Source organism: Rufibacter tibetensis (assembly GCF_001310085.1).
Taxonomy (GTDB): Bacteria; Bacteroidota; Bacteroidia; order Cytophagales; family Hymenobacteraceae; genus Nibribacter; species Nibribacter tibetensis.
This window is the reverse complement of record NZ_CP012643.1, coordinates 1,540,686-1,553,922: the sequence shown is the minus strand read 5'-3', so window position 1 is coordinate 1,553,922 and position 13,237 is coordinate 1,540,686. Positions and strand designations below refer to the sequence as shown.

Below are 13,237 nucleotides of genomic sequence, written 5' to 3'. Positions count from 1 at the left end.
GGTGGTAGCCTATTTCTTTGAAAAGTCAATGGGCACCAGGCTGCTACCGTCCACAATCTCGGCCACGTAAGTCTTAAGGGTGATGTTGTATTCCTTTTGGTAAGCCTCGGTCATCTGACGGGTAAATTCGTCCAGTTTGTCCAGTCTTACTAAGTTAATGGTACACCCCCCAAAACCGCCGCCCATCATACGGGAGCCCAGCACGGCATCAGACTCTTTGGCCCGGTCCGCCAGGAAGTCTAGCTCAGGACAGCTTACCTCGTAGTCATGCTGCAGGCCTTGGTGTGAGGCAAACATCCTTTGGCCAAAGGCTTCCAGGTCTCCACGCTCCAGGTCAAGGCAGGCGTCTTCCACGCGCAGGTTTTCTTGTACCACGTACATGCAGCGTTTGTACACCACCGGGTCAAACTCGTCTTTATGGCTCTCCAGCATTTGCACGGTCACATCGCGCAGACTGTTTACCTGCGGATAAAGCTTCTGGAGCAGCGCCACACCAGTCTCACATTCTTTGCGGCGGGTGTTGTACTCAGAAGAGGCCAAGGAGTGTTTCACCTGCGTATCGCAGAGCACAATGCGGTAATCGTCAATGTTGAAAGGGTAATACTGGTACTCCAGCGAGCGGCAGTCTAGCTTCACCACGTGGTTGCGCTTCCCAAACATGCTGGCGAACTGGTCCATGATGCCGCACATTACCAAAGCGTACTCGTGCTCAGCCTTCTGGGCCATCTTCACCATGTCAAAACGCTCAATGCCGTAGGCGTAAAGGTAATTCAGCGCATAGGCCAGGCCGCATTCTACAGCCGCAGAGGAAGAAAGTCCGGCCCCAATGGGAATGTTGCCCCCGAACACCAGGTCAAACCCTTTTACCTCATAGTTGGCTTTCTGCAACTGCGCCACCACGCCCAAGAGGTAATTGGCCCAGCCGATCTCGCTGCGCTGCACGTTGTTAAGGTCAAACTCAGCGTTCTCCTCCAGGTCATAGGCGTACGCCCGCATGGTCTGCGTGCCGTTTGGAGCAATGGCAAAATAGATTTCCTTGTTAATGGCGGCGGGTAATACAAAACCCTCGTTGTAGTCGGTGTGCTCGCCTATGAGGTTTACCCGGCCCGGAGATCTTACCACTACCGGCTCTGTTCTGTATAACTCCTTGAATTTGGATACAATGTCTTCAACCATGGTTTCTGCTTTAAGGTCTAAAGGCACAGCACTTTGGTAAATGCCGTGCCTTTAGAGGTAAACGTAATAAATACTCTTTTGATTTAAGTGCCTTTTACCAGAAAGCAATATAAAGGGCCGCCAATATACCGCAGATTATAACAGATAGAACAGCAAAGGTGGTAGTGGTCTTGAACATAGAAGAGTCAATCTCCAAACCTTTAGGATTGTGCTTGCTCTTAGAGTCAAATAAGGTAATGAGAATCATCAGGACCACGCATACCACGAACACAATACCCATCCGGTCAAGGAACGGTATCTCTTCATACTGAAACTTAAGGAAGGTAGAAAGAGGGATTGTCAACACCGCCGCGGTTAAGGCCGCTGCTGAAGTAGTGCGCTTCCAGAAGAAGCCAAGGGCAAAAATGGCAAATACACCCGGTGAAATAAAGCCGGTGTACTCCTGGATGTACTGGAATGCCTGGTCCAGGTTACGCAATACCGGTGCCACCAAAATGGCGATGATAAAGGAAACCACCACCGTGATTTTACCAAAACCTACCAGCCTTGCCTCAGAGGCGTTTTTGTTGAAGAACTTGCGGTAGATGTCCAACGTGAAGATAGTGGAGATACTGTTGGCTTTACCAGCCAAAGAAGCCACGATAGCAGCAGTAAGGGCCGCAAAAGACAAGCCTTTTAAACCAACTGGCAACAGGTTCAGCAATACAGGGTAGGCATGGTCAGGCTTTACGTGGCCTAATTCGTTGGCCATCTCGGCCTGGAACAAACCATTCTTGTGCAGTACGTACGCTGCAATACCTGGCAATACCACAATAACAGGCATCATCAGCTTTAGGAACGCTGCAAACAAAAGACCGCTACGGGCGGTGTTCAGGTCAGCACCCAAAGCGCGCTGCGTGATGTACTGGTTACAACCCCAGTAGTTCAGGTTCACAATCCACATACCGCCAATCAGAACAGAAAGGCCCGGTAAGTCCATGTAGGCATCGCGGGTTCCGCCTTCCCCGTTCGGGATCATGATCTCGCCCTCAGAAAGAATCATACTAAAGTGGTCAGCCGCCTCTTTGCGCAGGAAGCCCAAGCCGTCCCAGGCGCCGGTGCCGCCTAATTGGTCAGATACCAAGTCTAAGGCTAGGTACGTAGTGGCCAGACCACCCAATACCAGTACAAACACCTGGATTACGTCTGTATAGCCAATTACCTTCATACCACCCAGGGTGATGAAGATCGCGAAGATGGCGCAACCATACATACAGTAGTAGAAGTCAATGCCTGTGATAGTCTCAATGGCCAAAGCTCCCAGGTACAGGATAGAGGAAAGGTTTACAAACACGTACACCAACAGCCAAAAGACCGCCATAAGGGTACTCACCGCATCGTTGTACCGGTGCGAAAGGAACTGGGGCATGGTGTAGATCTTGTTCTTCAGATAGATAGGAATGAAGAACACGGCTACCACAATCAGCGTGGCCGCCGCCATCCACTCATAAGTGGAGATAGCCAGACCCATCGCGAAGCCGGAACCGGACATCCCGATGAACTGCTCGGCTGAGATGTTAGAGGCGATAAGTGAGGCCCCAATGGCCCACCACGTAAGGGAACCCTCAGCCAGGAAGTAGTCTTTGGAATCCATCTTCTCGTCCTTTTTCTGACGGTAGATGTAATACCCGTACCCCGATACAATAAAGAAGTATACCAGGAAGACAATGTAGTCAATGGTTTGTAAGCCCATAGTAGGAGTGTGAAATAGTAGTTTGTTGGTTTAAGTTTATAAATGCAAAAGGTGAAGATATATTTTTAATTGTATTTGATATGTCTTTAAGGCAAGAAATTAACATTTTTTCATTTAGCTGCTGGCTTTGCTGCGCATAGAAGATTGGCGCCCAATTAATATCTAGGCTAAAAAATCTTCTTTGATAAATGGGGAAAGAGTTGCTCCTCCGGCTGAAGTTTTATGCACATATTGGCCGTTCCGTACCCCACGCTTGTGGTTTGCTGGTCAACGGTAGTTAGATTAGAGGTGATGTGAGTGCTGAAGACCCCATTAAGCCAATCTAACTTGGCTTGCTGTAAAGAATCATTCAATAGTAGCAGTGCTCCTGAAGTCTTGAATCTTCTTCGAAAAGAATAGCATGAGGTCTTCTGCTAGGTTTAGAAGTTGTTTTTCGCAAAATTGGCTAGAAGCAACGGAAGCTTTCCCGTACGTAGTCAAGTCTCCCTTTGCCACTTTAATACTTAGCGCTTCATTTCCATGCTGTTCATCTGTCTGGAACAGCAGCATATTATAGCCATGGCTCTTGGCCACTTTCTCAATATCATAAATCACAAAGCTTCTCTCAGCGCTGGAGCAATCACCCCCTAAAACAAAGGATCTGCCTAAGCGCAGGAAAGAGGCCGACCTGTCTTGCTACTAATCCAGCCTTTGGGCAACCACCTGATGTTTTCTTTGGGAGCAGCGCTCATATGGGGTGGTGATTCAATGTTCATGAAACCGTAGTGGAAGTCGTGTTCAGTTTCTTAGCTATGTTATGAATGCTGATTCTGCCTATGCTGCAGAATCGACTACTATTAGCAAGAACTTAATTTAACCTGAATGTAAAATACTTGAAAAGCACTTGAAAAGTGAAACTCGAGGTGACTTATAATCAGAACTAAAAAATACATATGAATATGAAGTGTAATATTGACATTTTCATATTTAAAATAATTTATTATTATCTAAACTAACTAGGAAATAATTGTCTACATTATTAAAAATGTAACGTAGTCGTTTATAACAGGTATTTAATTAAAAATTTATAAACTTATAAACTAAAGTTTAGTGTAATCTGCAACAAAATTTCTAATCTGAAGAATACCGCGAGAAGGCTCCCTCTGGTGCCTTCTCGCTACTTTTTCCACGGGCATGATCAATATGAAGAGAGCAGAAAGAAATAGTGAGAGGAGAGCAGGAAGAGGAAAGGTATGGCTGCTCATTGGCTGGGTTTTGCTTTTTGCCCAATGCAAGGGCGGGGATGAAGAAACGGTAGTACCGGTAAAACCAAACCCAGATACTAGTCCCACCTTTACCAACCCGCTTCTTGCCAGTGGGCCAGACCCGTGGGTGTACCAGCATAACAACACCTATTATTACACCCATACCTTAGGCAACCGACTTGCTTTGATCAAAACTCAGGCCATCTCGCAACTGCAGAAGGAACGGTTTACTACCGTCTGGACACCCCCATCTACCGGACCTTATTCCAGAAATATCTGGGCTCCGGAGCTTCACAGGATAGGAGATAAGTGGTACATCTACTTCGCCGCCGATGACGGAAATGACGCGAACCACCGCATGTACGTGATAGAGAATGCCGCGGTAGACCCCACCACCGGTACCTGGGAGTTCAAGGGGAAACTCACCCCCGCCACAGACAGATGGGCCATTGACGGCTCAGTATTTGAGCACAACGGGCAAATGTACTTTATCTGGTCGGGTTGGGCAGGCACCAATGACCCGGGCATTCAGCAAATCTACATTGCCAAAATGACGAACCCCTGGACTCTGGAAGGAGACCGCGTTATGATCTCAAGGCCAACCTTCAACTGGGAAATGAATGGTCTGGTGAACGAAGGCCCCGAGGTAATCAAGAACCCGGCTGGTAAACTCTTTCTGATCTATTCTGCTAACGGCTGCTGGACCGATAATTATTCTTTAGGCCGATTGACTTTGCGGGATAACGGCAACCCCATGAACCCCGATGACTGGATCAAAGCCCCAACGCCTGTTTTGGCCACCAAAGCAGAGAACAATGCTTTCGGCCCAGGACATAACGGCTTCTTCAAGTCACCAGACGGCACCGAGGATTGGATTATTTACCACGCCAATTCCTCCAGCCGTCAAGGCTGCGGAGACACCCGCAACCCCAGAATACAAAGATTCACCTGGAACGCAGATGGTACGCCCAACTTCGGGGAACCCGTGAAAACCGGAACTCCAATTGCCCGGCCCTCCGGAGAAGTGAAATAAGGCACAAGGTGCAGGTAAGAAGAACCTAAGAAACAATGTGGATGTAGGACCCGTGCTTTTGAGGTGATTTTGCAAAATCATGCTTAAAGTACAGGTTCTCCTTCTGCTCCAAAATAACCAATTGTAGTGCTCTTGATGAAGCAGGGAGAAATTGTCACAACCATTGGTCTCTTCTAAAGAGAAATAGTGTACGCCTCAGAAACCGAACTATGAAACAAAATCCCTTTTACCTGATCGCGCTTGTTTGCTGCCTGCTTTTTCAAAATTGTGCTAGAAACGGAACAGCATCATTAGGCGGTAAACCCAGGGAGGTCTGGTCTAAACAGCAGGCCCATGCCTGGTATGACAAACAAGGCTTTCTGATAGGCCCTAACTTTTCGCCCAGCACCGCCATTAACCAATTAGAGATGTGGCAAGCCGAGACGTTTGACACGGCCACTATTAACAGGGAGTTAGGTTGGGCCGAGTCTATTGGCATGAACACCGCGCGGGTGTACTTGCATGATCTGCTGTACCAGCAAGACTCCGTGGGATTCCTGAAAAGAATTGACATCTTTCTGAACATCGCGCAGCGCCATAACATCAAACCCATGCTGGTTATTTTTGATTCGGTATGGGACCCTCACCCAGCGTTGGGCAAGCAGCGGGAACCTCGGCCGCACGTGCATAACTCAGGTTGGGTGCAAAGCCCAGGCTCGGCTGCTTTGCAGGATTCTACGCAGTACCCACGGCTGGAGCGGTATGTGATAGGCGTGATCAGAAAGTTCGCGAACGATGAGCGGGTACTAGCCTGGGATATCTGGAACGAACCCTACAACACAAACCAAGGCTCTGCCTATGGCAAACAGGAGCTGCCCAATAAATTAGCCTATGTGCTGCCGTTGCTTAAGAAGAGTTTCATGTGGGCCCGCATGGCCAACCCTTCGCAACCGGTTACCGCCGCTGTCTGGGCCGGAGACTGGTCAGAGGAGGATTCTTTGACGGCTATCCAGCGGGTGATGATTGATGAGTCAGACATTATCACGTTCCATAACTATGACGGACCGCAGGAGTTGGAGAAACGCATTGTCTGGCTGAAGCGGTACGGCCGGCCCATGATCTGTACTGAGTACATGGCCCGCCCCAACGGAAGCACTTTTCAGAGCTCACTGCCAATAGCCAAAAAGCACAACGTGGGCATGATGAACTGGGGCTTTGTGGCCGGAAAAACCCAAACCATCTACCCCTGGGACAGTTGGGACAAGCAATATACCGCTGAGCCGCAGGTCTGGTTCCATGACATTTTCCGGCCTGACGGCACCCCTTACAGCCAGGAGGAAGTGGACCTGATCAAAAGCATAACGGGGAAAGCTGCCTCAACAAAATAAAAAGCTTGGCATCGCTGTCAAGGCAGATTTACCGAAGCAGGTTTTTAAGTCTGTTTTCTGGAAAACTGAGGTAAAACACGTGAGCAAGGGAAATGATCCATCATTATAGAAAGCTTTTAATCGTCTTCCTGGGCCAGGCCTTGCTGCTGGGGTGTAAAGCCAGCACCATAGCTCCTGCGCCAGTAAGGACCGAAACCACACAAGCCAGTACATCCCTTTTCTTTACCAACCCTGTTGCCGAAGGAGCTGATCCCTGGGTGTTGAAGGTGGGTGATGTGTATTACTCCTGCGGAGCTTCTAATAAAGGGATCTATGTTTCCCAGTCTTCTAAACTGACCAAACTGGGAGAGCGGGTGCCGGTCTGGAAAGCTCCTGCCAACGGCTGGAACGCGCATAACATCTGGGCTCCTGAGATTCACCTGATACAGGGCAAGTGGTACATCTATTACACCGCCGGAAAAGAACCAGGCGGTCCTTTCATTCACCAGCGGTCTGGGGTGCTGGAGTCTGCCACAAGTAGTCCCTTTGGGCCGTACGTAGACAAAGGCATGCTCTACACCGGTGACAATTTGCAGGTGCCTGGTTCTGAAAAATGGGCCATTGATCTGACGCCTTTTTACCTGAACGGGCAACTGTATGCCGCCTGGTCTGGCTGGGAAGAGAACGCCCTGACAGATAGAACAAAGCAGCACCTGTACATTGCCAGAATGAGTAACCCATGGATCATCAGTAGCAACCGGGTGAAGATCTCCTCGCCCACGCAGTCCTGGGAAACCGGCGGTGAGCTGGACCTGAACGAAGGCCCCGAACTGCTGAAGAAAAAGGAGAAAGCGTTCCTGATTTACTCTACCCGTGAGTCCTGGCTGAAAGATTACCGGCTGGGGCAATTAACACTAGCCGATACCCTGTCAGATCCTATGCAGCCCCGCAACTGGGTGAAATCTGATGGGCCAGTTTTCCAGGGCAACGAACAGGTATTGGGGGTAGGGCATTGCAGCTTCACCACCTCGCCAGATAATACTGAAGACTGGATTCTGTACCACGCCAAGAAATCGGTGACGCCCGGTTGGCAGCGGGACATCAGGATGCAGAAGTTCACCTGGACGGCAGACGGCTACCCGGATTTCGGGCAACCCATTCCGGCCGGCGTTCCGGTGCCGGTGCCTTCGGGTGAAAAGTAGTAGTATCGTTTCCTGAATTACGTAGCGTTTACAAGTGCTTTTCAGAAATACTTAATTAAACTGACATTCCATTTGCCTATGAAAACATATCTTCTTTCGCTCTCTGCCGTGGTGGTCAGCTTGATGACCTTCTCGTGTAACAGAAACCAAAGTACTGGTTCACAAAGTGATGCTCCGGCTGCAGTAGCCTCTAGCCAGGCGGTCACCTACAAAAATCCTGTAATGCCCGGCGATTATGCCGACCCTTCGGTGGTGCGCGTGGGCAATGATTACTGGGCCACAGCCACTTCTTCTGAATGGGCGCCTCTGTACCCCATTCTGCATTCCAAGAACCTGGTAGACTGGGAAACGGTGGGCCACGTGTTCCCCAACAAACTGCCCGACTGGGCTGAGGCACACTTTTGGGCGCCTGAAATTACCTATGACAATGGCAAATACTACATCTACTACACCGCCAAGAAAAAAGGGGGCAACCTCTGCGTAGGCGTGGCCAGTGCCACCAAGGCAACCGGACCTTACACCGATCTTGGTCCCTTGGTGTGCCAGGAGGTGGGTTCCATTGACGGCTTTCCCATCAGAGACGAAAAAGGCGAGTTGTACCTCATCTGGAAAGAAGATGCTAATAGTGTGGGCAAGCCTACGCCGCTGTGGGGTCAACGCATGAACGAGGAACGAACCGCCCTCACGGGTGAGAAGTTCGAGCTGTTCCGCAACGAGAAAGGAACCTGGGAGGGTGGTCTGGTGGAAGGCCCCGCTTTAATAAAGCGGAACGGATACTATTACATGTTCTATGCCGGTGATGCCTGTTGCGGTAGAGCGTGTACGTACGGCGTGGGCGTGGCCCGGGCGAAAGATTTACGTGGCCCATGGGAGAAATATGCCGGCAATCCCATCATGAAGAAAAACGAGGCTTGGACCTGCCCCGGCCACGGCACGGTGGTATCTGACGGAAAAGGCCGTGATTACTTCCTGTATCACGCCTACAGCGCCAACACCACGGTGTATCCCGGACGGCAAGGCCTGCTGGATGAAATTACCTGGGGGACGGACGGTTGGCCGAAGTTTCAGAACAGCTCGCCCTCTCTTACCGCCGAAGCTCCTCACCGAACCAATGCCAAAGACGTGGTAGATGTTCAGGATGAGTTTACCGGAGGCAATCTGGCCCAGACCTGGCAGTGGTTTGTGGCGCAACCAGCACCAAAGTATTCGGTGCAGCCAAGCCAGGGCGGGCGTTTGTTGTTGCAGGCAAGTCCGGAGAAAGTGGGAAGTGTGTTGAGTAAACGCACCATGGAAGGGGATTACACCGCCACCACTGCCATTAACCAGAAACAGTTAGGTACAGGCGTAGCTGCTGGGTTAGCCGCCATCGGAGATCCGCAGAATGCCATCGGAATATCGGTGCAGAACGGGGAGATTTCGCTCTGGTCTGTAAAAGAGAACAAAGAAACGGTGCACTCTAAAGTAGCCGCGCCGCAGGGAAACCTATTGCAGTTTAAACTCACGGCCTCTAAAGGCGACCAGTTGCAGTTCGCCTGGAGTGCCAACGGGACCACCTGGACTCCCCTGAACGAAGGAAAACCCATCAACGGTGATTTTCTTCCTCCCTGGGACCGGGGCGTGCGCGTGGGCCTTACGGCTAAAGGTCCGGCCGGTGCTGCCGCCGCTTATGAATGGTTCAGGTTGGTTCATTAAGTGAGGGGTGAGCAGGCTGCTTTAAAGTAGCTTATTCCTGTTATGCAGAGGGCTTTGGTCCTGTTTTCTTGAAAACAGGACCAAAGCCCTCTTTTGTGCAAATGTGGCAACCTAATGAGTGCCAATAGGTACTATTGAAGGTTAGTTCCTCTTAAAATTTTAGAGTATGGACAAGGACATATCATTAGCCGAGGACTTTTATGAGTTCCAGAAAAAAGAGTGGTTTGCTTTCAGGGTGTTTTGGGTGTTGATGGCAGGAGTGCTGACCGCGGCTGCCTTTGGGTTATTCGGGAAGGGCTTGCTTAGTGATAAGACCGTAACTTCTAACGGGGTCAGGTTTGAATACAACAAATTTATGCGGGTAGAAAAGGGCACCGAGCTTTTGGTTGGGGTGGGCCAGGGAGGCAAGATTGCTGACATCAGCATCAACAATGACTACATCAGAAAAGTAAAAATTGATCAGGTGATTCCCCAGCCAACTTCGGTTGAGGTCAGGGAAAATAAGGTGATCTACCGCTTCAGTTCAGTGCAGAACGGGTTTGTTACTTTTTACCTCATTCCTTATAAAATGGGGTCGCAGCCGTTAGAAGTCACCGTAGGAAAAGCCCAGTTGCGGGCAAATCAGTTCGTGTATTTTTAAGCTTAAACCTGCCGCTATGGAGTCCATTATTCTAAGAGCCCTGATTGTCTATGTGCTGGTGTTCATTATTTTGCGCATGGCAGGTAAACGTACCTTAGGCGAGATGACCGCTTTTGATCTGGTGTTGCTTCTGATCATAAGTGAAGCCGTGCAGAATGCCCTGGTAGATGATGATAAATCTATTACTGGCAGTATGCTGGTGATTTTAACGTTGGTGTTTGCAGACATCCTGATGTCTTTAGCCACAAATAAATTCAGGTTCCTGGATAGCGTGGTCAATGGCATTCCGCTTATCATTCTGGAGAATGGCAAGCCCCTGCTGGACCGCATGAAGAAGGCCAGGCTTCAGGAAGACGATATTCTGGAAGCCGCCAGAAAATCGCAGGGGCTGGAGAATATGGCGCAAATCAAGTATGCGGTTCTGGAAAAAGATGGCTCCATTAGCATCATTCCTTTCCACCTGAACGAGCAAGGCATCAAACCCGATGTTGTCCAGAATTCTAAGTGATTTACAGAAAAAGACCTTAAAATGGCAGCGTTCGCTTAAGCCTCTATGCCGGCGGTAAGGTGTTGGTAATCTTTGATGATGGTTTTAAGAAATTCACGGTCGGTCATTTCTGGGTACACGCCCATGACCTGTTTGGCTCGTTCGGCAATGCTGTGTAGAAGGACTTCGTTTTTGTGCTGAACGGCTTTGGAAAGGAGCTTTCGGAGCAGGGCCATGTCTTTGTCTGAGAGAACAGACACTTCAGGGAACACCACGGCGTAGTCATCTTCAAGCTGTACCTGAAAAGGGTTTCGTCTTTTTATAGCTGAGGTTTTGATGACACTGGTACCAGCCGCCAGATCTCCCAGACGCTGTCCCTTGCCGGTAATGACAATGGTGACAATGGCTACCACACCGTAAAGTGTGATATCAATAAGCCTGAACATCCACCGCAACAGGTAATCTCCAATGCTGGGCGACTGTCCGTTCATCTTGATCACTTTGATGTCTTTGGCCCGTTTGCCAAAGCTCTGGCCATTCATGAAAATTTCGCAGAGCAGGTCGTAAAACAGATACGGAAGCATGCCTATGACCACAGCCACCACGATGGAAGTTTGGGAGGGATCGTGAGGGGCCATTAGAAGCGCGAATGCCATAATGCAAATGAACAACCAGCCAAAACCAATCACCGCATCAATCAGATACGCCAGAATTCTGTCTCCCACGCTTGCTATGGCGTATTCCACCTCCACATTCTGGGTGGTCCTGATTTTAATGGTATCCATTTAAAATAGAATCTGCTTTATTAAATAGCCTAAGTTAGATATATTTGGAAGAACACAAAAACACCAGGCATGCGCGAGGCTGCTTTCATCAAACAAAACTCAGCTAAATGGAAGCGATACGCCACAGAGCCTACGTCCAACCCAGATGAGCTGGCCGACCGGTTTATTGAGCTAACCGATGACCTTGCCTTCGCCCGCACTTTTTACCCAGAGTCTGACAACACTGAGTACCTGAACACGCTCACGGGCAAAGTGCACCAAACCATTTACCGGAACAAGAAAGAGAAAGGCAACCGCTTTGTGCTCTTCTGGAAACAGGAACTGCCCCTGCTGTTTCTGCAGTACCACCGGCAACTGTTTTTCTCCTTTCTCATTTTTCTGTCCGCATGTTTCATTGGAGCCATCTCGGCCGCAAATGATGACACGTTTGTGCGCCTCATCCTGGGCGACCAATACGTGAACCAAACCCTGGCCAACATCAGGAAAGGCGACCCCATGGCGGTGTACAAGCAGGCCGGCGAGACAAGCATGTTTTTGATGATAACCTTCAATAACATCAAAGTAGCGTTTACTGCCTTTGTTATGGGCGTGGTGGTTTCGGTGGGTACTTTCTGGATTCTGCTTCAAAACGGCATCATGCTGGGCGCATTCCAATACTTTTTCTACAAGCACGGTGTGCTAGCCACTTCGGTGCTTACCATCTGGATTCACGGCACTCTGGAAATTTCGGCCATTATCATTGCCGGGTGCGCGGGGTTTGTGATGGGCAACAGCCTGCTTTTCCCAAAAACGTTTTCCCGCATGGAGTCTTTCCGGCGCGGGGCCAAAGACGGCCTGAAGATAGTGGTAGGGCTGGTGCCTGTCTTCATCATGGCTGGTTTCCTGGAAGGGTTTGTGACCCGCCATACAGACATGCCCATGTTCGCTAGCCTATCCATCATCCTAGGTTCGGCGGCGTTGATTTTATTTTACTTTATTGTATATCCTTACTGGCTGCAAGCCAAAGCATCTGATGAGAAACCAGTTGATTGAGTTGCGCGAAGAGCGTGATTTGGGGCAGAAACTCAACGCCACGTTTACGTTTTTAAGGCAGAATTTCAAACCGCTTGCCAAATGCGTTTTGTTGTACGTGGTGCCGTTTGCACTACTGGCGGGTATTTTCTCGGGTATTTACCAAAGTACCCAACTGGCTGAACTGGGTAGAAATGTGCGCTATGGTTCTTTGGGGGCTTACACCTTTGCCAATACCGTGAACTCTGTACCTTACTGGGTAAGCCTATTTTTCTCTTTGGTGAGTTTTGTGTTGTTGTGCCTCGCCATTTACTCTTACATGCTGGAGTACCTGAGGCACGAGGGAGAAGTAGAGCCACTGGCGGTGTGGGAAGGTATCAAACATAACTTTGTTTCTGTGCTGTACTCGGCGGTGGGAGTGGGGGTGCTGTGTGGCCTGGCTACGCTGCTGTTGGTGCTTCCAGGAATTTACGTGATGGTAGCCTTGAGCATGTTTGCCATTGTCATGTTGACCGAAGAAATTGGCTTTATAGATGCCGTGGAGCGGTGCTTTTACCTGGTGAAAGGTCATTGGTGGCCTGCTTTCGGGTTTCTGTTCCTGGTATTTCTGCTGCAAGGCGTAATTGGTTTTGTGGCGTCTCTGCCCGCTATTGTCGTATATGTCCTCCGGATTTTAGAGTTGCCGGGTGGCGAAAGCGACTTGCTTTTAATTGCGGCCAGTTCCTTTACCACCATCATAAGTTTGATTTTGTACGTGATTGCCATTACGGCCGTAGGGTTCCTGTATTTTGATCTGGTGGAACGAAAAGACGGAGTAGGCTTGCTGGAGCAAGTAAACAAGATTGGTGCCCAAGTGCCAGCTTTTCAGGCTCATCAACACCCGTAAGTC

General features: G+C 49.6%; 11 protein-coding genes. 8 read left to right on the top strand and 3 right to left on the bottom strand.

Annotation, left to right across the window (positions count from 1 at the left end; all coding sequences use genetic code 11):
• Positions 1-9: 9 nt before the first annotated feature.
• Positions 10-1,176, bottom strand: coding sequence for a galactokinase (locus DC20_RS06000; protein ID WP_062545830.1), 1,167 nt, complete (start codon positions 1,174-1,176; stop codon positions 10-12).
• A 94-nt stretch (positions 1,177-1,270) separates the two neighbouring features.
• Positions 1,271-2,908 carry a sodium/sugar symporter gene (locus DC20_RS05995; RefSeq protein WP_062542996.1) on the bottom strand — a complete coding sequence of 546 codons (1,638 nt, stop codon included), beginning with the start codon at positions 2,906-2,908 and terminating at the stop codon, positions 1,271-1,273.
• A 1,182-nt stretch (positions 2,909-4,090) separates the two neighbouring features.
• Between DC20_RS05995 and DC20_RS05980 the strand changes: the two genes are divergently transcribed.
• The 6 genes from DC20_RS05980 (at position 4,091) to DC20_RS05955 (ending at position 10,573) form a co-directional block, all read left to right on the top strand.
• Complete coding sequence (locus DC20_RS05980; protein WP_062545829.1) at positions 4,091-5,185, top strand: glycoside hydrolase family 43 protein; 1,095 nt, start codon at positions 4,091-4,093, stop codon at positions 5,183-5,185.
• A gap of 209 nt (positions 5,186-5,394) precedes the next feature.
• Positions 5,395-6,552: a cellulase family glycosylhydrolase gene (locus tag DC20_RS05975; protein ID WP_062542993.1), complete on the top strand. Its 1,158-nt coding sequence runs from the start codon at positions 5,395-5,397 to the stop codon at positions 6,550-6,552.
• Positions 6,553-6,644: 92 nt separating this feature from the next.
• A complete protein-coding gene (locus tag DC20_RS05970) occupies positions 6,645-7,733 on the top strand; it encodes a glycoside hydrolase family 43 protein (RefSeq protein WP_062542992.1) in 1,089 nt (362 codons plus the stop codon).
• A gap of 78 nt (positions 7,734-7,811) precedes the next feature.
• Positions 7,812-9,425, top strand: coding sequence for a family 43 glycosylhydrolase (locus DC20_RS05965; protein WP_083470248.1), 1,614 nt, complete (start codon positions 7,812-7,814; stop codon positions 9,423-9,425).
• Positions 9,426-9,591: 166 nt separating this feature from the next.
• Positions 9,592-10,065, top strand: coding sequence for a hypothetical protein (locus DC20_RS05960; RefSeq protein WP_062542991.1), 474 nt, complete (start codon positions 9,592-9,594; stop codon positions 10,063-10,065).
• A 16-nt stretch (positions 10,066-10,081) separates the two neighbouring features.
• Complete coding sequence (locus tag DC20_RS05955) at positions 10,082-10,573, top strand: DUF421 domain-containing protein (RefSeq protein ID WP_062542990.1); 492 nt, start codon at positions 10,082-10,084, stop codon at positions 10,571-10,573.
• A gap of 35 nt (positions 10,574-10,608) precedes the next feature.
• Here the strand turns inward: DC20_RS05955 and DC20_RS05950 are convergent, their stop codons facing one another.
• Entirely contained in the window at positions 10,609-11,337 is a 729-nt protein-coding gene (locus tag DC20_RS05950; RefSeq protein ID WP_062542989.1) for an RDD family protein, read from the bottom strand.
• A gap of 69 nt (positions 11,338-11,406) precedes the next feature.
• On the opposite strand from DC20_RS05950, the gene DC20_RS05945 reads away from it, so the two are divergent.
• A complete protein-coding gene (locus tag DC20_RS05945; RefSeq protein WP_062542988.1) occupies positions 11,407-12,369 on the top strand; it encodes a stage II sporulation protein M in 963 nt (320 codons plus the stop codon).
• Positions 12,350-13,234, top strand: a complete 885-nt coding sequence (locus DC20_RS05940; protein WP_062542987.1) for a hypothetical protein — start codon at positions 12,350-12,352, stop codon at positions 13,232-13,234. The genes DC20_RS05945 and DC20_RS05940 overlap by 20 nt, the downstream gene beginning before the upstream one ends.
• Positions 13,235-13,237 lie beyond the last annotated feature (3 nt).

What these genes read in the sequence shown, in the direction of transcription:
- DC20_RS06000 (WP_062545830.1), bottom strand. Translation starts at nt 1,176, where the DNA reads ATGGTTGAAGACATTGTATCCAAATTCAAGGAGTTATACAGAACAGAG.
- DC20_RS05995 (WP_062542996.1), bottom strand. Translation starts at nt 2,908, where the DNA reads ATGGGCTTACAAACCATTGACTACATTGTCTTCCTGGTATACTTCTTT.
- DC20_RS05980 (WP_062545829.1), top strand. Translation starts at nt 4,091, where the DNA reads ATGAAGAGAGCAGAAAGAAATAGTGAGAGGAGAGCAGGAAGAGGAAAG.
- DC20_RS05975 (WP_062542993.1), top strand. Translation starts at nt 5,395, where the DNA reads ATGAAACAAAATCCCTTTTACCTGATCGCGCTTGTTTGCTGCCTGCTT.
- DC20_RS05970 (WP_062542992.1), top strand. Translation starts at nt 6,645, where the DNA reads ATGATCCATCATTATAGAAAGCTTTTAATCGTCTTCCTGGGCCAGGCC.
- DC20_RS05965 (WP_083470248.1), top strand. Translation starts at nt 7,812, where the DNA reads ATGAAAACATATCTTCTTTCGCTCTCTGCCGTGGTGGTCAGCTTGATG.
- DC20_RS05960 (WP_062542991.1), top strand. Translation starts at nt 9,592, where the DNA reads ATGGACAAGGACATATCATTAGCCGAGGACTTTTATGAGTTCCAGAAA.
- DC20_RS05955 (WP_062542990.1), top strand. Translation starts at nt 10,082, where the DNA reads ATGGAGTCCATTATTCTAAGAGCCCTGATTGTCTATGTGCTGGTGTTC.
- DC20_RS05950 (WP_062542989.1), bottom strand. Translation starts at nt 11,337, where the DNA reads ATGGATACCATTAAAATCAGGACCACCCAGAATGTGGAGGTGGAATAC.
- DC20_RS05945 (WP_062542988.1), top strand. Translation starts at nt 11,407, where the DNA reads ATGCGCGAGGCTGCTTTCATCAAACAAAACTCAGCTAAATGGAAGCGA.
- DC20_RS05940 (WP_062542987.1), top strand. Translation starts at nt 12,350, where the DNA reads ATGAGAAACCAGTTGATTGAGTTGCGCGAAGAGCGTGATTTGGGGCAG.